Annotated in this window: 21 protein-coding genes; 13 read left to right on the top strand and 8 right to left on the bottom strand. The window is 63.2% G+C overall.

Annotated elements, in window-relative coordinates:
- Positions 1-9: 9 nt before the first annotated feature.
- From AC1VNY_RS13815 to AC1VNY_RS13795, 5 genes are all read right to left on the bottom strand, one after another.
- On the bottom strand, positions 10-1,551 hold the full coding sequence (locus AC1VNY_RS13815) for a sugar ABC transporter ATP-binding protein (protein WP_482405551.1): 1,542 nt from the start codon (positions 1,549-1,551) through the stop codon (positions 10-12).
- Positions 1,548-2,666, bottom strand: a complete 1,119-nt coding sequence (locus AC1VNY_RS13810) for an SMP-30/gluconolactonase/LRE family protein (protein ID WP_482405535.1) — start codon at positions 2,664-2,666, stop codon at positions 1,548-1,550. The genes AC1VNY_RS13815 and AC1VNY_RS13810 overlap by 4 nt, the downstream gene beginning before the upstream one ends.
- 3 nt (positions 2,667-2,669) lie before the next feature.
- Positions 2,670-4,781 carry an ABC transporter permease gene (locus AC1VNY_RS13805; RefSeq protein ID WP_482405534.1) on the bottom strand — a complete coding sequence of 704 codons (2,112 nt, stop codon included), beginning with the start codon at positions 4,779-4,781 and terminating at the stop codon, positions 2,670-2,672.
- A gap of 115 nt (positions 4,782-4,896) precedes the next feature.
- Positions 4,897-5,919, bottom strand: coding sequence for a sugar ABC transporter substrate-binding protein (locus tag AC1VNY_RS13800; protein WP_028334112.1), 1,023 nt, complete (start codon positions 5,917-5,919; stop codon positions 4,897-4,899).
- 59 nt (positions 5,920-5,978) lie between these two features.
- The gene (locus tag AC1VNY_RS13795) at positions 5,979-6,965 is read right to left on the bottom strand and encodes an ABC transporter permease (RefSeq protein ID WP_051002594.1); all 987 of its coding nucleotides are present in this window, start codon (positions 6,963-6,965) and stop codon (positions 5,979-5,981) included.
- A gap of 507 nt (positions 6,966-7,472) precedes the next feature.
- On the opposite strand from AC1VNY_RS13795, the gene AC1VNY_RS13790 reads away from it, so the two are divergent.
- Entirely contained in the window at positions 7,473-8,066 is a 594-nt protein-coding gene (locus AC1VNY_RS13790) for an alpha-ketoglutarate-dependent dioxygenase AlkB (RefSeq protein WP_482405533.1), read from the top strand.
- A 215-nt stretch (positions 8,067-8,281) separates the two neighbouring features.
- Here the strand turns inward: AC1VNY_RS13790 and AC1VNY_RS13785 are convergent, their stop codons facing one another.
- Positions 8,282-8,554: a DUF2312 domain-containing protein gene (locus AC1VNY_RS13785; RefSeq protein ID WP_016842183.1), complete on the bottom strand. Its 273-nt coding sequence runs from the start codon at positions 8,552-8,554 to the stop codon at positions 8,282-8,284.
- Positions 8,555-8,662: 108 nt separating this feature from the next.
- Positions 8,663-9,274: an exopolysaccharide biosynthesis protein gene (locus tag AC1VNY_RS13780; protein WP_038381942.1), complete on the bottom strand. Its 612-nt coding sequence runs from the start codon at positions 9,272-9,274 to the stop codon at positions 8,663-8,665.
- Between the two features lie 66 nt (positions 9,275-9,340).
- On the opposite strand from AC1VNY_RS13780, the gene AC1VNY_RS13775 reads away from it, so the two are divergent.
- Positions 9,341-9,868, top strand: a complete 528-nt coding sequence (locus tag AC1VNY_RS13775; RefSeq protein ID WP_482405532.1) for a hypothetical protein — start codon at positions 9,341-9,343, stop codon at positions 9,866-9,868.
- Between the two features lie 8 nt (positions 9,869-9,876).
- On the top strand, positions 9,877-10,239 hold the full coding sequence (locus AC1VNY_RS13770; protein WP_375764386.1) for a hypothetical protein: 363 nt from the start codon (positions 9,877-9,879) through the stop codon (positions 10,237-10,239).
- 144 nt (positions 10,240-10,383) lie between these two features.
- On the opposite strand, the gene AC1VNY_RS13765 is transcribed toward AC1VNY_RS13770, so the two are convergent.
- Positions 10,384-11,304 carry a LysR substrate-binding domain-containing protein gene (locus AC1VNY_RS13765; RefSeq protein ID WP_375764385.1) on the bottom strand — a complete coding sequence of 307 codons (921 nt, stop codon included), beginning with the start codon at positions 11,302-11,304 and terminating at the stop codon, positions 10,384-10,386.
- 100 nt (positions 11,305-11,404) lie between these two features.
- Here AC1VNY_RS13765 and AC1VNY_RS13760 point away from each other — a divergent pair, with 100 nt between their 5' ends.
- From AC1VNY_RS13760 to AC1VNY_RS13715, 10 genes are all read left to right on the top strand, one after another.
- Positions 11,405-12,178 (top strand): ABC transporter ATP-binding protein, encoded by a 774-nt coding sequence (locus AC1VNY_RS13760; RefSeq protein ID WP_038381944.1) that lies wholly within the window; start codon positions 11,405-11,407, stop codon positions 12,176-12,178.
- Entirely contained in the window at positions 12,175-12,897 is a 723-nt protein-coding gene (locus AC1VNY_RS13755; protein WP_482405531.1) for an ABC transporter ATP-binding protein, read from the top strand. Before AC1VNY_RS13760 ends, AC1VNY_RS13755 begins: the two co-directional genes overlap by 4 nt.
- A 1-nt stretch (position 12,898) precedes the next feature.
- Complete coding sequence (locus AC1VNY_RS13750; RefSeq protein ID WP_038381946.1) at positions 12,899-13,813, top strand: branched-chain amino acid ABC transporter permease; 915 nt, start codon at positions 12,899-12,901, stop codon at positions 13,811-13,813.
- Between the two features lie 3 nt (positions 13,814-13,816).
- Positions 13,817-14,890 (top strand): branched-chain amino acid ABC transporter permease, encoded by a 1,074-nt coding sequence (locus tag AC1VNY_RS13745; RefSeq protein ID WP_482405530.1) that lies wholly within the window; start codon positions 13,817-13,819, stop codon positions 14,888-14,890.
- Between the two features lie 31 nt (positions 14,891-14,921).
- Positions 14,922-16,109, top strand: a complete 1,188-nt coding sequence (locus tag AC1VNY_RS13740; RefSeq protein ID WP_028345052.1) for an ABC transporter substrate-binding protein — start codon at positions 14,922-14,924, stop codon at positions 16,107-16,109.
- Positions 16,110-16,199: 90 nt separating this feature from the next.
- Positions 16,200-16,928, top strand: a complete 729-nt coding sequence (pxpA, locus tag AC1VNY_RS13735) for a 5-oxoprolinase subunit PxpA (RefSeq protein ID WP_018270952.1) — start codon at positions 16,200-16,202, stop codon at positions 16,926-16,928.
- A 40-nt stretch (positions 16,929-16,968) separates the two neighbouring features.
- On the top strand, positions 16,969-17,211 hold the full coding sequence (locus tag AC1VNY_RS13730) for an acetyl-CoA carboxylase (RefSeq protein ID WP_018270951.1): 243 nt from the start codon (positions 16,969-16,971) through the stop codon (positions 17,209-17,211).
- Between the two features lie 16 nt (positions 17,212-17,227).
- Entirely contained in the window at positions 17,228-18,628 is a 1,401-nt protein-coding gene (locus AC1VNY_RS13725; RefSeq protein WP_482405529.1) for an acetyl-CoA carboxylase biotin carboxylase subunit, read from the top strand.
- Positions 18,629-18,670: 42 nt separating this feature from the next.
- Positions 18,671-19,546, top strand: coding sequence for a 5-oxoprolinase subunit B family protein (locus tag AC1VNY_RS13720; RefSeq protein WP_028345055.1), 876 nt, complete (start codon positions 18,671-18,673; stop codon positions 19,544-19,546).
- Positions 19,536-20,513 carry a 5-oxoprolinase subunit C family protein gene (locus AC1VNY_RS13715; protein WP_482405528.1) on the top strand — a complete coding sequence of 326 codons (978 nt, stop codon included), beginning with the start codon at positions 19,536-19,538 and terminating at the stop codon, positions 20,511-20,513. Before AC1VNY_RS13720 ends, AC1VNY_RS13715 begins: the two co-directional genes overlap by 11 nt.
- The last annotated feature ends 196 nt before the right edge of the window (positions 20,514-20,709 follow it).

Below are 20,709 nucleotides of genomic sequence, written 5' to 3'. Positions count from 1 at the left end.
GGCCCTCCTTCAATGAATGGCCGCGTACATGATCTTGTCCTCGGTCGCATCAGCCCGAGCCATTTCCTCGACGATACGTCCGCCACGAGCGACCAGGATCCGATCCGAGATAGCCAGAATCTCCGGCAGATAGGAAGAAATAACGACAACCGCCTTGTTCTCGCGCGCCAGCCTGCGAATCGCCTCGTGAATTTGTGGAATGGCGCTCACATCGACACCGCGCGTCGGTTCGTCGAAGATGACCACCGTGGGCTCCTGGGCCAGGGACTTTCCCACCACCACTTTCTGCTGGTTGCCGCCGGAATATTCGACAATTTTCAGCGTCCGCTTCAATGCGGAGATCGAGAGCGCCGAGATCCATTGATCGGCGATCCGCTTCATCTCGCGCGTAGAGTAAAGGAACCGCTTGACGCGCGGCGACGACAGATAGCCAAGATAGATATTCTGATCCACCGTCATCGTTTCGAAGAAGCCGTCGACCTTGCGATCCTCGGTGATATAGGCGATTCCGTCCCGCACCGCCTGCCGCGGCACCCGGTAGCGGACCGGCTTGTCCCGCAGATAGATCATCCCGCCGCGCAGGAAGTTGCGTTTGCGCGCGCCGCTGACGATCTGCGCGATCTCGGAGCGGCCTGCCCCGACCAGCCCGAAGATCCCGACGACTTCTCCGTTGAATACCGAGAACGACATGTTCTTGACGATGCTGCCCATCGTCACGTTCTCGACCGAAAGCACCTTCTCACCGCGGGAGGCATGCGGCTTCGGCGCATCCGGATCAGCCCCGTGGGTCGCGTACTGCGCCGCCGTTTCCTCACGGCCAACCATCATCCGCACCAGCGCGTCACGCGTGACGTCCTTCGCCGGCACGGTCGCGACCAGCTTGCCGTCGCGAAGCACGGTGATGCGATCCGCGATGTTCAATGCCTCTTCCAGTGCATGCGAGATGAAGATGATCCCGGCGCCCTTCTCTTTCAGGGTGTTGAGAAGGTGGAACAGATGTTGGGTCTCTTCAGGGGTCAGCGATGCGGTCGGCTCATCGAAGATGAAGACCTGGGCGTTGTGGCGAACCGCACGCACGATCTCGACCATCTGCCGCTTGGCCGTTCCGAGATTCTCCACCAGCACCAGCGGGTCGACGTTGAAGTTCATCGATTGCAATGACTGGGTCGCCGCGATGTTGATCTTGCTGTAGACCGTGACCCACTTCTCCATGCCGAGTTCAAGGTTCTGCGCCACCGTCATGGAGGGGACCAGGCTGGATTCCTGGTAGACCATCGCGACCCCACCCTCGAGCGCTTCCTTTGGCGAGGCGAACGAAACCTTGCGCCCCTGGATCCGGTAGTCGCCGGAGGTCAGCACGATCGCACCGGCAATCGCCTTGCAGAGCGTCGATTTCCCCGCACCGTTTTCCCCCAGCAACGCGTGGATTTCGCCGGGCCGCAGATCGAAATTGACACCATCGATCGCGTGCAGACCGCCATAGACCTTGCTGCCATTGACGATCTGCAGCAGCGGGGTCCCTGCCTGTTGTTCGGCCGGCATGGCGTTCATCCTTCCTGCATGCCGCGGCCAGGCGGCAGTTCGACGAGGCAATCGCGTCCCTTGGACACCGCCAGCACACGCGAGCCGATCGGGCGGACGGCGGTTATTCCATGAACCCGACCATCGACGCGGCTGTGCAGCGTCTCCGTCGCCGCGCCCCTGGCGTCGAGCCGGGCGACGAGGCCATAGGAACGCGGCGGCGCCCACGGCTTCTGGATGCCGAGTTTCTTGATGCGGCCGATCTGGGTCGGTTCGCGCGGATTGAGGCGGCCATCCAGCGCCGGCCCGATCCAAAGCTCTGGTGGTACCGTCCGCATCATCTCTTCGCAGAATGCCCGCTCGCGCAGCACGAATTCGGTCAATTGTGTGCGCAGCGCGAGGAAGGCCATCCAGACCTCACCGTTCGCACCTCGGGCAAGACGCGCCGGATAGCCGGTATGATTCTTGACGATCACGCGCTTGTCGTCACCCGCGCGTGAAAAAGCGGTCAGGCGGTGGGCCCAGGATTCGGCGACCCAGACCTCCTTGCCGTCACCGGATACGACCAAGCCGAGCGGCCATGCGAGCTTGTCCGCACGCACGCTCGCACTGCCGAGCGAGGAATTGCAGACGATGAGCCGGCCCGACGGGGCGCGGTTCTGCATCAGGTCGGTCAGCCAATGCTCCGGCCGATTGTTTCGCGAGCCGTCGGTCAGGTAGATCGCCCCGTCCGGCGCGACCGCCACCGACAACGGACAGGCAATCTTCTCGCCACCGACGCTTTCGAGCTTGCCGATGGTCTCGCCCGTTGGCGAAAGCGCCACCAACCCCCCGCCCGAGACGCAGGCGAGCAGCCGGCCGTCCGGCGTGCAGGCGAGCCCGCCGACCGGGCCGTCGAGCATCGCGAACGCCGTGCGCGTTTTGAAGTCGTCCCCCGTGCAACGCAGGACGCGGTTGCCGGTCGAGACGTAGAGCGCGCCGTCCTGCCCGAGCGCGATGTCGTCCGGTCGCTCGATCTCGTCGCCGAGCTGGCGGGCCTGATCGAGCCGCTGGTTCGGGGAGAAGGCGCCGTCGAGCACCGGAATGCCGTGAATTTCCCGGTTCGGGGACAGCACGCGATCGATGATATCGCCAAGCAGAGACATGGCTCAGGCCCCTCCCCAATAGGACTTGTGCGCTTCCCAGGTCGGGTCGGCGTCCTGCAGGCGGATGCGGCCGATGCGGTTGTTCTCCAGACCGCCGATATAGAGATGGCCCTTGTGCTCGCGGACCGAGGTGATGGTCGGATGCGAAAGCCCGCCCGGATCCCAGAGCGATTCCGTCACCACGCCATTGTCGTCGAACTTGACCACGCAGCCGTAGTTGATGCCGGGGCACAGCCACTCGTCCGGCGGGATCTGCTTGACCATGCGGGTGCGGAAGACAGGGTTGCGCATCGCAAGGTCATAAACCGGCGTGCGCAGGCCGACGAAGGCGAGCCAGTACTTGCCGTCGGAGGCGCGGTTGATGTTGTCGCAATAGCCCGGAAGGTTGTCGATCAGGATTTCGCTGGTGCCCGCCTTCGGGCCGGCGATCCAGAAGCGGTTGATCTGGCACAGCCAGGTGCTGGCCCACAGCACCGACTGACCGTCATGCGAAATGCAGATGCCGTTGGGAAACGTCAGGTTCTTGAGGACCGTCCTGGTGATCCCGGTTTTCGGATCGTGGCAGATCAGCCGGCCGTTGCCGCGCCCCTCAAAGCCGTCGAGCGCCCAGTCGGTCAGCTCGTAGCGGGTCGAGGCCTCGCTGAAATAGATCTTGCCGTCGGGCGCGACGTCGAGATCGTCAGCGAGATAGAGCCGCGAATCGTCCTTGAGACGCGTGCGCGTGCGCGTGGTGCGGTCGGTGACCTTGAAGACCGAACGATCGGGCTTCACACCGTAAACGCCCATCCCAGCGATGCAGACGAGGAGGTTCTGATCCCGATCGAACGCCAACCCGAGGGGCCGGCCGCCGATGCGCGCGAATTCCTCGCGGACGGTATAATCAGGCGCAAGAAAGCGGATGATCGAGCCGTTGCGGTTGACGGTGTAGAGGTTGTCCTTGCGGTCAAGGATGATGTCTTCCGGGCCCTCGATCATGTTGAGCGCGATCGCTTCCGCATTCTTCAGGCGATCATTCTCCGCGAACGGCGTGCCGCTGCCCCGCTCGACCGACGGCGGCGGCTCGAAATCAACCCAGCTTGGGGTGACGTAGACCTTTTGCAGCACCTTGCCCTTGTTCTTGACCCACTTCACGTTGAAGCCGACCGCGAGCAGCAGGATGATGCCGATGATGGCGGTGGTCAGGTTGCCGGAGATGCCGAGCCGGACCATGCCGCTGGTGAGCATGAAGATGATCGCCGCGCCCATGACGGCACGCGCGATGGTGCCGCGGCCGCCGGCTAGGCTGATGCCGCCGAGAACCACCGCGGCCAGCGCGTTGATCTCCCAGCCGACGCCGGTGTCGGTGCCCGAGCTGCTCTGCCGCGCGGCATAGAGGATTCCCGCCAGCGCCGCGATCGCGCCCGACATCACATAGGCCGAGAACAGCACGCGCTTGACGTTGACGCCGGCGTGGCGGGCCGCCTTGCGGCTCGACCCGACCGCCATGATGTGGACGCCGGGCTTGATACGGGTGAGGAAGAAGTGCGTTCCGACGGCAAGCAGGATCAACACCAGCATGTTGAAGGGAATGCCGAGAACCCTCCCCGATCCCATGAAGTCCCACGTACTGGACCCGCTGTCGATGCTGGCGAGCTCGTTCGTGAACGCGACCGTCACCTTGTTGTAGGCGGCGCGGACGATGATAAGGACGACCAGCGTCGTCAGGAACGGCCGGGTCTTGCCGTAGGCGATCAGGCCGCCGTTGATCGCGCCCATCGCCGCGCCGAACAGGACGACAAGCACGATGGTCACGGGCAGCGGCAGCCCGAGGATGAGATACAGATAGAGCGCGAGGAAGTTCGACATCGCGAACACAGCGCCGACCGACAGGTCGATGCCGCCCGACAGCACGGAGAAGGCCATCGCGACCGCGACCATGCCCTGCTCCGCGAAATTCCGCATCAATTCCTGCAGGCTGCCCGCCGTCAGGTAGCGCGGGATCATGATCGCGAAGGCCAGGAAAACCGCGATCGTCAGCGTGAATGGAATGATCGGCTCCATCCACCGCTTCTCAAGCAGTTCGCCCAGGAACAACTGGGGCGAATGGCGGTGCCAGGCTCGTTGCAGGCTCTTCATCAACAGACTCCGGCGGGCTCGGCGCAGCAGCGGCCGAACGGCGGGACGACGCAGGGGATTTGGATCGACAGCTCCGGCCTGCCCGCGCCGCAGTGGGCGCGGGCGCCGGAACGACTTACTTCGCGCCCTTCGGGATGCTGAAGCAGTACATGCGATCGTCCTTCGACTTCACCCAGGCGGGGGTCGTGTAATAGGCGATGTTCTTCGCGCCCGGCTTGTCGCCGCTCTGCAACAGCGCAATCACCGCGTCGGCGATGGTCTGGCCCTGCACGTCGGCGCGATACGACAGGTTCGCGGAGAACGCGCCTTGCTCGAGCAGATCGCAATCCGCAGGCTGACCGTCGCTGGCGACGAACACCTTCACCTTGTCGCCCATGTTGGCCGCCTTGATCGCCTGCGCCGCGCCCGCGGTTTGCGGTCCCCAGACACTGAGGATCCCGCACAGCTTGGGATGCTGCTGCAAAACCGTGGTCGTGATGTCGCCGGCCTTGTTGGCGTCCCAGCTGGTCGGCTGCGACGACACGACCTTGATCGACGGGTCGGTCTTGAACACCTCCATCGCGCCATTCTTCATGTCGAGCGAATAGGCTGCGGTCGCCTCGCCTTCGAGGATCGCAACCTCGCCGGAGCCCTTGCCGCCGCCACACTGATTGATGACCTCGCGCGCGATCTTGGTGCCGAGATCCTTGGCATCGACGCCGACATAGGCGTCGGTCAGGGTATTCGATGCCATGTTGACCTGCACGACATAGATGCCCGCATCCATCGCACGCTTCAGCTCCTTGGCGAGCAGCGTGACGTTCGGATTCTGCACCACGATCACGTCGGGCTTGTCGTTGATATAGTCGCTGACGGTCTGAAGCTGGATGTCGGACTTCATGTTGGCGTCGCGGGTGACGAGCTTGATGCCGTAATCGTCGAAGCGATCCTTCATCACGCGCGTCCATTCGGATTCCAGAACGCCCATCCAGACCGGCGACCAGGCCACCGTCTTGCCCTTGAGCGACTTGTCGAATTTCTCGCGCAGCTGGTCGCGCGGCCCGGCCGCCTGTGATGGCGCCGCCACCAGCGCGGCGGTTGCCACCATCGCGGCCAGTCCGATGCCGGCAAACGCCCTTCTGTGCACAGCTTTCGTCATGTCAATTCCTCCCCTGTTATGTCGGCCGACTGTTGCGGCCCGTTGGTTGATGCAGAGCTTTAGTCGCCCTGCTTCGACGTCTCCTCGTCGCGCGGATGCAGCCGGGAATCGAGCAGGATCGCGATCAGCAGCACGACTCCCTTGACGATGTTCTGGGTCTGCACGTCCATGTCCATGATGGTCATGCCGTTCAGCAGCACGCCGATCAGCAGCGTTCCGGCGATGACGCTCATCACGTTGCCGCGGCCGCCGACGAGGCTGACGCCGCCGAGCACCACAACCATGATGACGTCGAAAATGATCGTGGATTCCGCGACCTGGAGATGCATCAGCGCCGTCTGCGCGACCATCACGACACCGCCGACATACCCGATCGCGGCGCACAGCGCGTACTCGATCATGGTCAGCGGGCGGGTCGGCAGACCGGTCTGACGCGCGGCGTCGGGATTGTCGCCATGGGCATAGACGAAGCGCCCGATCACGGTGCGCGACAGGAAGAGATGCACCACGACCGCGGTGGCCGCGAAGATCAGGATCGAGATCGGAACGCCGCCCCAGATGTTGCCGCCGAGCCGCAGGAATTCGTCATGCCCCTTGGAAAGATAGACGACATAGTGCTGCACGGCCGTGGTGCGTACGATTCCCAGCACCGCAAGGCTCGACGCCAGCGTCGTCAGCAGTGGCGGCATCTCGATCACCGAGATCAGAAACCCGTTCAGGATGCCGATGACGATCGCCATCACGAAGCCGATCAGCAGCGCGACCGGCGTCGCGTAGCCCGAATTCATCAGGATGATCGCGATCGCGGTGGAGGCGGCAAAGGAGGCGACTTGCGACAGATCCAGTCCTCGCCCGATCACGACCACCGCCATGCCGAGCGCGAGAATGCCGAGTATCGAAATGTTGCGCGCCAGCGCGAACAGATTGCCCAGCGTCAGGAAGCCCTTCAGGAAGATCGAAAAAATGACGATCAGGACCGCGCACATCACCAGCACGGCCGTCGTCTGCGTCAATTTCGCCCCGCGCGCGCCCGAACTGCCGGTCACCGGGTCCTCCCAGGATTGATTTTATTGTGGGCGGAAATTGAACAGAATGTATCCAGAAGTCAACGTCCGTATCCAAGATTTGGACAGCAACTGGCTTGACCCAAGGATATATTCGCGCCTGAAATCCCATAAGTATCTGTAATTATGTTGATATATGCATCAGCTAATGAACCGCAATTGAAGCGCGTTTCCGAGTTCGATCGGTCTTTTTGAAGTCGACACTGCGATATTGGATACATTTGGCCTGGGAGCCTGTCCCTAAGGTCAACTGGTCCTTATAGCGCCATCACCCGCGGCGACGGAACGAAGCCGACGACGTTGCGGCAATCGCTCCTGGCCAAGGCCTGAAGATCGTGGCGAAAGAGAATGCCGGGACCGAGCATTGACGCCGCCTTTCGCCCATCGAAGCCGCGCCAGGTGGAAGCACGAGCGAGCTGACGGCCGGTTTAAATTCTGTCTCGACGCGCCCATATTCGTGACAGGTTCGCAAACACTGACGGCACCAGATTGTCCGAACAACTGTCGATGTTCGATGCGCCCGCCGCAGAACCGGCGGGTCTGCACTACGCGCCGGATTTCATTTCCAAAGCGGCCGAGGGCGAACTCATCCGCCACATCCGGGCACTTCCGCTTGCCCCCTTCCAGTTCGGACAGTTCGAAGGCAAGCGCCGCGTGGCTTCGTTCGGTTACCGGTACGACTATGCGTCGCGCCGACTGGAATGTGCCGAGCCGATCCCCTCCTGGTTAAACGGCATCGTCGCCGCGATCCAATCCTTCGGCGGCGCGTCGACCGAGATCGGGCAGATCCTGTGCACCGAATATGATCGCGGCGTCGGTATCGGCTGGCACCGCGACAAGCCGCATTTCGACCGGATCTTTGGACTGTCCCTGGGATCCGCGTGCAAGTTCCGCTTTCGTCGCCGGACGGAAAACGGATGGAAGCGGTTCACGCTCGATGCGGCGCCCCGATCACTCTACCTGATGGCCGGTGATGCACGGCAGATATGGGAGCACAGCATTCCGCCGGTCGAGGCCCCCAGATACTCGATCACCTTTCGAACCATGGTCGAAACGGCGCGGGGTGCCAAAGCGTCGCGATGACCCTGGATTGCCGGTTCCAGCGCTCCGCTGCGCATCGCCGCATCAACCCTGATCGAGCGCTACTCCGATCCGATCGGAACACGCAACCATGAGCGGAAGGTGCGACCAACGCCGCGCGAATGGTTGATGGGACGGGGCGGACGAGCTTGGGAAGTTCGTCCGCCGAGAGATCGCGCGCCCCCCGGATCTCGATCGCGGGGAACGCACCGGGCGTCTCACGCCGCTTTAGCAGCAGCCTTGTCCGCCGGTGCCGTTTCCATGGCGCGCATGTAGAGATCGAGCAGCGATTCGCGCTCGTCGCGCTCATCCTGATCCTGCTTTCGCAGCTTGACGATCTCCTTGAGGATCTTCACGTCGAAACCCTCACCCTTGGCTTCCGAAAACACTTCCTTCTTCTGCTCGTTCAGTTCCTGCAGTTCAGCGTCCAGATTCTCGATCCGCTCGATGAAGGAACGAATTTTTCCGCCGGGAATGGTGATGTCAGACATGGTGCCTCTTTGTTGAATGAGGCGGTGAAAATGAAAGCAAAGTGATAACCAATGTCTTAAACTTCAGCGGTCCTGTAGCGCATCTACCCCGCGGCTTGCCGCGGTATTTCAGACCGCGATCCAGCTGATCACGGCCGCGGCCGACGTCCAGAGCGTCCATCCAAGGCCAAGCAGAGACATCACCGCGGCCGCCATTGCCACAGCCAACAGCAGACCATCTTCCTGCAGGTAAGCGATCGCGATCAGGACGACCACAATCCCGGGAATGACGTTGACCAGAGGCAGGGGCCAGCCCGCCAGCAGACCCAACAGGAACACGACCAACCCAACAAGCCGGTCCGTCACGTCATGGCGCGCGTTCCAGCGCGGCCGGCTGATGTTCTCGATCGCGCGCAGCAGCGGACCCGCCCTGACGGTAAACCGCTTGAATCGCTTGAAGTCGAACGGCCGCTTCGACAGAAAGCGGGGAAAAGATGGAGCACTGTGCCCCAACATCATCTCGACCGCCGGAAACAGGAGGGCCAGCGTCGCAACCGTGGCCACGCCAGGGACGATCACGAGTAGCCCCAGCAACAGCAGGAGCAGCCCGAACGAGCGCCTGTCCAGATGGCTGAGGAGCCATTCAAGGTCGACGGGGCCGTCAGGTGCTTGCGCGACGAGTTCTTCGAGGAGTTGGGAAGTACGGGTAGGCGCTGAGGGGGAAACGGGCAAATGGAGCATTACCCGGTAACATGGTCGAACTCCGTATCGATTGCAACGAATGCCAGAGGCGCCTAGGAAGCATTGATGGACAACGATTCCGACCTGGCGTGGCACGGCCATGCGCCGAAAAGCCCCCTGCCCGCCGGTCGCCGCCGCTGGCCGTGGTTCCTTCTGATCGTCGTCCTCGCCCTTGTCGGCGCCGGCGGCGTCTACGCTTGGCCCGAAGTCGCGGCATTGGTCCCCGCCATAAGCCACGAATCGTCCGGCGAGGCGATGACGACGAGCGACAAGGAGGCATTGCCAACTCTCCTCGCGGCCCAGCAGAAGCTCGAGGAAGACCTCGCCGCACTCGATCGGTCGGTAGCCGACGGGCAGGCGCAATTGAAGGCCATTACCGACCAGCTGGCGGCCCTGACCTCGAAGGTCGACGAGTTGCAGCATCTGCCGCCGCCGGCAGCGCCGCCGCCACCTGTTGCGGCCGAGGTGCCACGTGCCCCGATCGCGCCACCCGCCCCGCAGCCGAGAAAGCCGCCGCCTCGGGCAGCCAGGTCCTCGGGTCCCGTTTCGATCGGCGGCGCACCGCTCAATGTCGCGCCCAACATGGCCCGTTGAGCTCAGAAATGCCCCAAACCGTATTCCGATATTTGGCTTGGGGTTTGATCCTGGGCCTCTTCATCGTCACCGATACAACGCTGGCATTTCGTCCCCACACGTTGATATCGCCAAACGCCGATCGCTTTGCCGCGCTCTTCGTTGTCGGTGCCGTCTTTTCGTTCGCCTATCCGAAGCATGTCCTGCCAATCCTGCTGGCGCTTCTCGCCGTCATTGTCGGCTTCGAACTGATTCAAAAGCTGCTCGCCGGCAGGCATGGCTACATAAAAGACATATTCGTCAAAGGCGCCGGCTGTTGCGCAGGCGTTGTCGCCGCCACTGCCCTGAGACGCGCGCGTTCAGCGATGTCCAAGCCTACAGGTAACCCCTGACATCCTGCGCCGCCTTTGCCCTGTTCGACGTTGGGGCAGAGGCACGTGTCGGCAACCTTCAGTCCAATCCATCATCAGCAGTTTGACCAGGCTCCGGCCAAGGAAAGACGCTGCGCAAGCCTGCCCCTGGCAGGGGCAAGTCCGCTATTCAAATTGGATCGGCTCGGATCCGGGATAGGAATGAGCAACGAACTCGCAGAACGCGCGAGCCGCCGGAGAAAGCTTCGCCTTGTCCTTCCAGGCAAGCCCGACATCCATGGTGTGGACATCGTCATCGAGCGTCTTGAGATCGATGCGATGTCCTTCCAGCGACCAGGGACGGTAGACCATGTCGGACAGGATCGTAATTCCCATGCCGGTTGCGACCATGCTGCGAACCGCTTCGACCGACAGGGTCCGGAAGATGACGTTCGGCACATGCGCCGTATGCTGCCAGTAACGCATCGCGGAGCGTTCGGCTTCATCGACGGTCAACATCAGATAGGGCTCGCTTGCCAGGTCCGCCAGCTTGATGCTGTCCTTGCGCAGCAGCGGATGATTGACGCAGGTCCACAAGCGACGCGGCGAGCGCAACAAGAGCCGCGAGCGAATGGAGTGCCGGTCATGCAAGTTTGCAACCAGCATGATGGCCGCATCGACGCTACCGCTGATCAAGCTCTGCTCGATCGCGTCGCGCGGAAACTCGTGGAGACGCACCGTGATGCCCGGGAATGATCGCCAGAAGCGCGACAACAAGGGCGGCAGGAAATAGCCGGCGATGGTGTAGCTGACGGCGACATCGACGGTGCCGTCGACCTGCATTCCCCAACGATGCGGCCCACGTATGGCATCCGATACACTAGCCTCGATGGCGCGGGCACGCTGCAAGAACTCCCGTCCGTCAAAGGTCAGCGTCACGCCGTTCGAATGACGGTCGAACAGCTTGTGACCGAGCTCGGCCTCGAGCGCCTTGATGGACGCGGTGACCGCAGACTGCGTCACGCTGAGCGCCGCCGCGGCGGCCGAAACGCGCCCGGTCTCGGCGGTTGCGATGAAATGCCGAACCTGACGGAACGTCAGAGACATAAAAATTTCCGATATCAGCGAACGATATTTCGAATTTTACAATCCCCCGGGGGAACGGAAAAATCAATCCGTCGGTTCGCGAGTGAGAGGCATTGAGGTCATGTCCGATGGTTTGGAATTGGTCGCTCGCGATATCAGCGTCCAATTCGAAGGCCTGAAGGCGCTGTCCAACGTGACCTTGACCGTACCGCGGGGACGTATCGTCGGGCTGATCGGTCCGAATGGAGCCGGCAAGACCACTCTTATTAATGTGCTGACAGGTTTCCAGCCGGTTGGCGCCGGAACCGTGGAACTGGAGGGCGAGACGCTGAGTGGCATTGCAGCGCACAAGCTGCGCCGCAAAGGCGTGGCGCGAACCTTCCAGTCGGGCCGACTTTTCCGCGACCTGCCGGTGATGGACAACCTTGAGGTGACCGGCGTCGGCCTGGGCCAATCCCGTCCGGAGGCGATCGGTGAAGCCGAGCGCGTCATGGCCTGGCTCGGCATTTCGCATCTGTCCAACACGATCGCCGGTGCCCTGCCCTATACCGACGAGCGCCGCGTCGCGATCGGCCGCGCCATCATGTGCACACCGCGCTATCTGCTGCTCGATGAACCGGCGGCTGGAATGTCGGAGCATGAAAGCCACGAACTTGCCGCCATCATCCGGCGGATCGCCGGCGAGCTCAATGTCGGGGTGCTGCTGATCGAGCACAATATCGGCCTCGTGCTCGAGCTCTGCGAGCGGATCTACGTCCTCGATTCCGGCGAAGTCATCGAAGCCGGCCCGCCCGCTCAGATCCGTGACAGCGATGCGGTGCGGCACGCCTATATGGGTACGCAGCGCGACGAGCCGCTTCCGCCGGTCGCCGCCGAAGAGGCCGTCGCGTCATGACGCTGCTTGCCGTCGACGACATCACCGTCAGCTACGGGCGCCTGACGGCTCTCCGCGGCCTGACGCTGAAGATCGATGAAGGCGAAATCCTGTTCGTGACCGGCCCGAACGGCGCCGGCAAGTCGACCTTGCTCAACGCCATCGCGGGCGTCGTGCCACCGGGCTCCGGGTCCATCATGATCGATGGCACAAAGATCACGGGTGCCGCACCCGAAGACATCGCCCGGCGTGGATTCTCCCTGGTTCCGGAAGGACGCAATGTCTTTGGCGCGCTGACGATCGAGGAGAATCTGAAGGTCGGAACCGGCATGCGCGCCGACCGCAAGAAGATCGTCGACGATCTGGATCAGGTCTACGAGGAATTCCCGATGCTGGCCGAGCGCCGCCACACCCCGGCGGGCATGCTCTCCGGCGGCCAGCAGCAGATGCTTGTCATTGGCCGCGCCTTGATGGCCGCGCCCCGCATCATGGCGATCGACGAGCCGTCGCTCGGCCTTGCGCCAAAGATCATCGACCAGGTCTACGAGATCCTGGTGCGGCTGCGGACGCAGCGCAAGCTCACCCTCCTGATCGTCGAGCAGAGTTCGACACGCGCCATGATGACGGGCGGACGGATGGTCCTGATCCGCGGCGGCCGCATCGTGCTCGAGGGCCCTGCGGCCGATATGGTCAGGGATGATCGTCTGAAGCAGTCCTATTTCGGCTTCGGAGATCATTGACATGCGCGAGCTGCTCCAGATCATCTTCGATGCCCTCAGCCTCGGCAGCCTCTACGCCCTTGGTGCGCTCGGCATCGCCCTGATCTTCGGCGTGATGCGGCTCGTCAACTTCGCGCACGGCGATTTCATCGCGTTTTGCGTCTTCGCCATGCTGTGGCCGTCGATCGATGCGGCGGCGATCGTCTTTGCCGGGCAGCTGCCGTTCTATCTGTTGATCCCGCTGCTGCTCTTGATCGGGGCCGCGCTGTCGATCCTGTCGGAGATCGTCGTCTTCCGCCGCTTCCGCAATGCCAATCCGGCGACGATGATGATCGCTTCCTTCGCGCTCGGCTTCGTGATCCGGCATCTCCTGCTGATGCTGTTTTCCAGCCGGCCGAAGTCGATCACGCTGTGGCCGAGCCTCGGCCTGCCGGTCGAACTCCTGGGCGCTCACATCCCGATGCTCCAGGTCGTGACCATCATCATCACGCTGGCCGTGCTGGTGGTCCTCGTCCTGTTCCTCAAGCGCACGCGCTACGGGCTCGAGATGCGCGCGGCCGCCGACAATTTCACCATGGCGCGCATGCTCGGGGTCCGCGCCAACGGCGTGATCCTGCTGGCCTTCGCCATCAGCGGCATGCTGGCGGCGGCGATCGGCCTGATCCTGGCGACCAATTCCGGCACCGCCGACATCGGCATGGGCGCCAACGTGATGCTGATCGCGTTCATCGCGACCGTGATCGGCGGCCTCGGCAGCATTCCCGGCGCCGTTGCCGCCGGCTTCCTGATCGGTGCGGCCAGCGTCGTGTTCCAGGCGACCCTGCCACACGACGCCAGGGTATTCCGCGACGCCTTCGTCTACGGCGCCGTTATCGTCGTCCTTCTGGTGCGGCCGCAGGGCCTGTTCGCACCGAAATCCGCCAAGCAGAGGGTCTGATCGATGTCGCAGCGGCCGTCCGTCATCCGGCAAACGATCATCACGCCGATCGTGCTGATCGTGGCGCTGCTCATCATGGCCGCCCTCTCCTATCAATTCGGCAGCCGGGCCTTCAACCGCACCGTGGTCGAGATGTTCATCAACATCATGGTGGTGGTCGGGCTCTACGTCTTCGTCGGCAATTCGGGCCTGCTGTCGTTCGGGCATATCAGCTTCATGTGCCTCGGCGCCTACATGACCGCCTGGCTCACGATTCCGCCGGTGATGAAGTCGATCACGCTCAAGGGCCTGCCGGCGTGGCTGCTCCACGCGCAACTGCCGATGTGGGTGGCGACACCGATATCCGGACTGTTTGCGGCACTGTTCGCGCTGATCGTCGGGCGCGTCATCATGCGCCTGTCGGGCATCGCCGCCTCGATTGCGACCTTCGGCCTGCTCGGCGTCATCAACAATATCTATTCGAACTGGGATTCGGTGACGGGCGGACAGGGTTCGATCGTCGGCATTCCGCCCACCATGAATGTCTGGACCGGATGGATCGGCGGCGCGGTGGCCATCGCGATCGCCTATCTCTACTCGATCTCGCGCTCCGGACTAGCACTTCGCGCCACGCGAGACGAAGCCGTCGCGGCCAGCGCCTCCGGCATCGATATCGTTCGAGAACGGCTGATCGCCTTCGTCGTCAGCGCCTTCATCATCGGGCTCGCCGGCGCGCTGTACGCGCATTTCCTGAGCATCGTCAATCCCGGCGCATTCTATCTGCGGACGACGTTCATCACGCTGTCGATGCTGGTGGTCGGCGGCATGTACAGCCTCAGCGGAGCCGTCTCCGGCGTAGTCGCGATATCCGTGCTGATCGAGCTGTTCCGCAATCTCGAGAAGGGCATCAGCCTCGGCGGTCACACCGTCGGGCTGCCGAACGGTGTCCAGGAGATCGCGATCGGCATCATCACCATCGCGATCCTGATGTACTTGCCGACGGGACTGACCCGCAACCAGGAATTCTCCTGGCGTCGATGGCCGTTGCAGCGCCGCCTGACGCCACCGGTCCAGACCGCGCTGAAGGAACTGCACTGACGCTCGTTTGTACAATTGGAGGAGTGGGGTTATGCGCTTTACGACATTACTCAGCATCTTGGCCGGAGCATCCGCGCTCTGGTTCACGCCGGCCCGGGCAGCCAACGAGATCGTTGTTGGATTTGCGACCGCTGCATCCGGATTCATGCAGGCCTATGACAAGCCGGCGCAGGACGCGGCGCTGATCCGGATCGAGGAGATCAACAAGGCCGGCGGCCTGCTCGGCAAGAAGATCAAGCCAGTCTTTGCCGACACCAAGACCGATCAGGCGGAGGGTGCCAAAGCCGGCCTTGCGGTGCTCGACCAGGGTGCCGACCTCGTCATCGTCTCCTGCGACTACGATTTCGGCGCGCCCGCGGCGCTGCAGGCGCAGGCCGCCGGCAAGGTCTCCTTCTTCCTCTGCGCCGAATCGATCAAGGCCGGCATCCCCGGCGTCGGCCCGTTCTCGTTCTCGGCCTCGGTGCTGGCACCGGTGCAGGGAGCGACCATGTCGGAATGGGCTTACACCAAGAAGAACGCACGCAGCTTCTATCGGCTGCTCGACAGCTGGACCGTCTACAACAAGGGCATCTGCGACGGCTTCGACTGGATGCTGCCGCGCCTGAAGGAGGCCAAGCTGGTCGGCAGCGACACCTTCAAGAACGACGATGCCTCGATCGCCTCGCAGATCACGCGCATCAAGAGCCTGCCGAAGGAGCCTGACGCCATCATGCTCTGCACGATGATGCCGGGCGCTGTCTCCGCCATCAAGCAGATCCGTGCCGCCGGCATCAAGTCGATGATCCTCAACGGGTCGGGTGTCGACGGCAGCTACTGGATGAACGCCGTTCCTGATCTCTCGAACTTCTACGTCCCGGTGCAGGGCTCGGTCTATGGCGATGATCCGAATCCGAAGGTCAACGAGTTCAACAAGAAGTACAAGGAGGTCACCGGCGGTGACCCCTCCAGCCAGTACGTCTATCCGGGTTACGTCCTGATCGACGTCTGGGCCAAGGCGGTCGAACGCGCCAAATCGACCGATGCGGCGGCCGTCGTGGCCGAGCTCGAGAAGATGAACAACGAGTCCACGCTGTTCGGGCCGCGCACCTTCACCAAGGACATCCACCACCAGAACCAGGGTCGCTACCTGATCGTCGACACCGAGGCCGGCAAGCCGCAGGTGATCGACCAGTGGACGATCTCGGAAAAGATCCCGCTCGACTATCTGGTGTCCAAGTAACCCGGCAATGCGCCGCCCTGGGTGCGCCAGTCATACCCCGGGGCGGCCTTCGCCGGTCATATGCAAAGCCAGTTGGAAGGAAATCAGGAGATGGTCGTGATCAACTGCGACATGGGCGAGGCCTACGGCCTCTACAAGATGGGCGACGACAAGGCATTGATGCCTCATATCGACGTCGCGAACGTCGCCTGCGGCTTTCATGCCTCCGACTTCAATCACATGCGCAAGACCGTGCAGCTCGCCAAGCAATTCGGCGTCAAGGTCGGGGCGCACCCGTCGCTGCCCGATCTGCAGGGATTTGGTCGCCGGGAGATGAAGATCGACCGCGAGGAGCTGGCCAATTGCCTGCTCTATCAGATCGGCGCACTCAAGGCCTTCCTGGATGCCGAAGGCATGGCGCTCAATCACATCAAGCCGCACGGCGCACTTTACGGCATGGCATCACGTAGCGAGGAGATCGCCGAAGCCGTGGCTGATGCCGCTGACGTCTACAAGGTGCCGCTGCTCGGCATGAAGGGAACGCTGCACCAGAAGGTCTACGAGCGGCGCGGTCATGCCTTCGTCGCCGAATACTATGCCGACCTCGACTACAATGCCGACGGCAGCCTGATCATCACCCGCGAGCACGAGGCGAAGGATCCGGCCGACGCCGCCACCCGATGCGCAAGGGCGGTCAATGAAGGCAAGACGCGCACGGTGGCCGGAAACGACATCGTGGTCGGCTCCGATTCGATCTGCATCCACTCCGACACGCCAAACGCCGTCGCCATCGCCGAGGCCGTCCGCGAGGCGGTGCGCCCCTATCTCACCGCGCGCTGAACCGTCGCGGCAACGAACCAAAGACTTTCAAGAGGAAACAATGGCAACGCAGCAGATCTTCTCGCCGCTCCCAGGCATCTTTTATCGCAAGCCCGCGCCCGACAAGCCGGTCTACAAGAACGACGGCGACGCCGTCGCCGAGAGCGACACGATCGGGCTTATCGAGGTGATGAAATCGTTCAACGAGGTGAAAGCCGGCATCGCCGGCAAGATCGTCCGCTTCCTGGCCGAGAATGAAGATGCCGTGATGGCCGGCCAGCCGATCGCCGAAATCGACGTTTAGGGCTCTTCGACCAGCCATGGCGATCAAGAAGCTCCTCATAGCCAATCGCGGCGAGATCGCGGTGCGCATCATCCGCGCAGCGCGCGATCTCGGCATTGCGACCGTGCAGGTCTACAGCAAAGCCGACCAGGACTCGCTTGCAGTCAGGCTCGCCGACGAAGCGGTCGATATCGGTCCGCCGCAGGCGTCGAAATCCTATCTCAACCAGGCGGCCATCCTCACCGCGGCACGGAGCACCGGTGCCGACGCCATCCATCCCGGCTACGGCTTCCTGGCGGAGAACGCCGAGTTCGCCGCCGCTGTCGAAGCGGCGGGATTGATCTTTGTCGGCCCGACCGCGGAATCGATCCGGCTGATGGGCGACAAGGTCGCGGCACGCGAGGCCGCCGCCGCGGCCGGCGTGCCGACCGTCCCCGGCAGCCAGGGGCGGCTGGAGTCGGCGGAAGCGGCCTTCGCACTGGTCGAGAAAACCGGTTTCCCCGTGATGATCAAGGCCGCCGCCGGAGGTGGCGGACGCGGCATCCGCATCGCGCGGTCGCCAGAGGAGTTTCAACATCTGATGCCGCAGGCACAGGCCGAGGCGCTCGCGGCCTTTGGCGACGGCGGGCTTTACGTCGAAAAGCTGATCGAAGGCGCGCGGCATATCGAGGTGCAGGTGCTCGGCGACGGACACGACGTGATCCATTGCTTCGAGCGCGAATGCTCGTTGCAGCGCCGCCGCCAGAAGGTCTGGGAAGAAGCCCCCTCGCCCTCGCTCACCCAGGCCGCGCGGGAGCGGCTCTGCACCTCGGCCGTGGCACTCGCCAAAGCGGTCAATTATCGCGGCGCCGGGACGCTCGAATATCTCTACGACGACGCCACCGGCGAATTCTACTTCCTGGAGATGAACACCCGCATCCAGGTCGAGCATCCGGTCACGGAGATGATCACGGGCATCGACCTCGTCCGCGAGATGATCCAGATCGCCGGCGGCGAACGCTTACGCATCAGCCAGAACGAGATGCGCGTCAGCGGCCATTCGATCGAGGTCCGTATCAACGCCGAGGATCCCGCCAGAAACTTCCTGCCGAACCCGGGCACGGTGAGCGCGCTCAGCCTGCCCGTCGGCGACGGCGTTCGCTTCGACAGCATGCTCTATCAGGGCTACACGGTGCCTCCCTTCTACGACAGCCTGCTCGGCAAGCTGATCGTGCACGACAAGGATCGGCCGAGCGCCATGAAGAAACTCGAGCGCGCGCTTGCCGAGCTCAGCGTCGAAGGCATTTTCACGACCAAGCCCCTGCACCAGGCGCTGGCGCGCGACGCCGACGTCCAGGCTGGACGCTTCCATACGGCATGGCTCGAACCATGGCTTGAGTCCCATGCCGCCGCCCTTGCCACCGCTCAGCCGCCATCAGCCGCGAAGGTCGCCTCATGATGGCGATAGAATCCGCCCCGTCAGCAACAGGAGGCCGCTAGCATGCAAACTCGATTTTCCTTCGGCGGCGATGAGCACATTTTCGCCGAGGTCGGCGAAGCGATGTCGCTCGAGGCCTTTTTCAAGAGCCTGTTCATCACGAATGCGGTGCGCGATGCCAGGATCAAGGGCGTTACCGAGATCTGCCCGGCGAACGCGTCCTATCAGGTCAAGTTCGATCCGGATCAGATCAAGCCGGACGATCTCCTCGCCGAGCTGAAGCGGCTGGATTCCGCATCCGAGAAATCGGAACCGGTGATCAAGACGCGGATCATCGAGATTCCCGTGCTCTACAACGATCCCTGGACCCATGAGACCTTGATGCGCTTCCGCGAGCGTCACCAGGATCCTGACGGCACCGACCTCGAATACGCCGCGCGGATCAACGGCCTCGACAGCGTCGATGCCTTCATCAAGGCGCATTCCAGCGCGCCCTGGTTCGTCTCGATGGTCGGCTTCGTCGCCGGCCTGCCCTTCCTCTACCAGATGGTCGAGCGCAAGCGGCAGCTTCAGGCCCCGAAATATCTGCGCCCGCGCACGGATACGCCGAAGCTCACCGTCGGGCATGGCGGCTGTTTCAGCTGCATTTATTCGGTGCGCGGCGCCGGCGGTTACCAGATGTTCGGCATCACGCCGATGCCGATCTATGATCCCAACCAGACCATCAGCTATTTGCGTGACTTCATGTGCCTGTTCAAACCGGGCGACATCGTGAAATGGAAACCGATCGACCGGGCAGCCTATGACGCTGCGGTCGCCGACGTCGACGCCGGCCGATTCGCGCCCGTGATCCGCGACGTCTCGTTCTCGCTGACCGAGTTCAACCGCGACATTGATGGCTACAACAGCAAGCTCGATGGAGTTCTCCATGGCCGTTAGGGTTTTGAAGCCGGGTCTTGCGACCACCGTCCAGGACCTCGGACGTCCCGGCTACTATCACATCGGCATCCCGCTCTCCGGCGGCATGGACCGTCACGCGCTGGTCGCTGCAAATCTGCTCGTCGGCAATGATGCAGGCGCAGCGGTGCTTGAAGCGGTGTTCATGGGGCCCGAGCTCGAATTCACCGAGGACGCCACGGTCGCCGTCACCGGCGCGGAGCTGCCGCCGAAACTCGACGGCGACCCGCGCGAGATCTGGACCAGCTTCAAGGTGAAGCGCGGCCAGATTCTCTCCTTCGACTTCCTCAAGCGAGGCGCGCGCGGCTACATCGCGGTCGCCGGTGGCATCGATGTGCCCGTGGTGCTCGGCTCGCGATCGACGTACGCACTCGGCGCGCTCGGCGGCTTCAAGGGCCGCAAGCTCGAGGCCGGCGACGAATTGCCGGTCGGCCATGCCAGCGTGCCGGTCAAGGACGGCCGCACCGTCGCCAACGATTTGCGCGGGCAACCGGCGGGAATGCCGACAGAGCTGCGCGCCATGCCCGGCCTCTATTGGCACCGCATCACCGAGGCCGCCGGCAGCGGCTTCTTCTCCGACACCTGGAAGGTCGCGCCGGAAGCGGACCGCATCGGCTACCGTTTCAAGGGCGGCAAGCCGCTCGAATTCGTTCCGCGCGAACCTCCGTTCGGCGCCGGCTCCGATCCGTCCAACATCACCGATGCCTGCTATCCCTACGGCTCGATCCAGGTTCCCGGCGGCACCGAGCCGATCGTGCTGCATCGCGACGCCGTATCCGGCGGCGGCTACTTCATGGTCGGCACCGTGATCGCCGCAGACATGGATCTGATCGGCCAGCTGCAACCCAACACGCCGGTGAAGTTCGTCAAGGTCGACATGGATCAGGCGCTTGCGGCACGCAAGAGCCGGACCGAGCTGCTGGGCAAGCTTCGCAGCGCCATGGCTTAATCGCCAGGAGCTCGCCGCATCTGCCAACGGACCTCGGCCGCCGGCGCCGACGCGATCGCGCATGGTCAAGCCAAAACCTGTGGCTGTCGGTTGCGCGCTCGCACATCTGAGGTCGGTGCCACGGCGTGCTGTCCGTCGGGCGGCACGAGAGTTGCAGCGGACACATTCGGGCTGAGAAACACTGCTCATGAGTTAT

The sequence above is a fragment of the Bradyrhizobium ferriligni genome (assembly GCF_056837965.1).
Note: the sequence above shows the minus strand (reverse complement) of the source record. Positions and strands in the feature narration are given on the sequence as shown.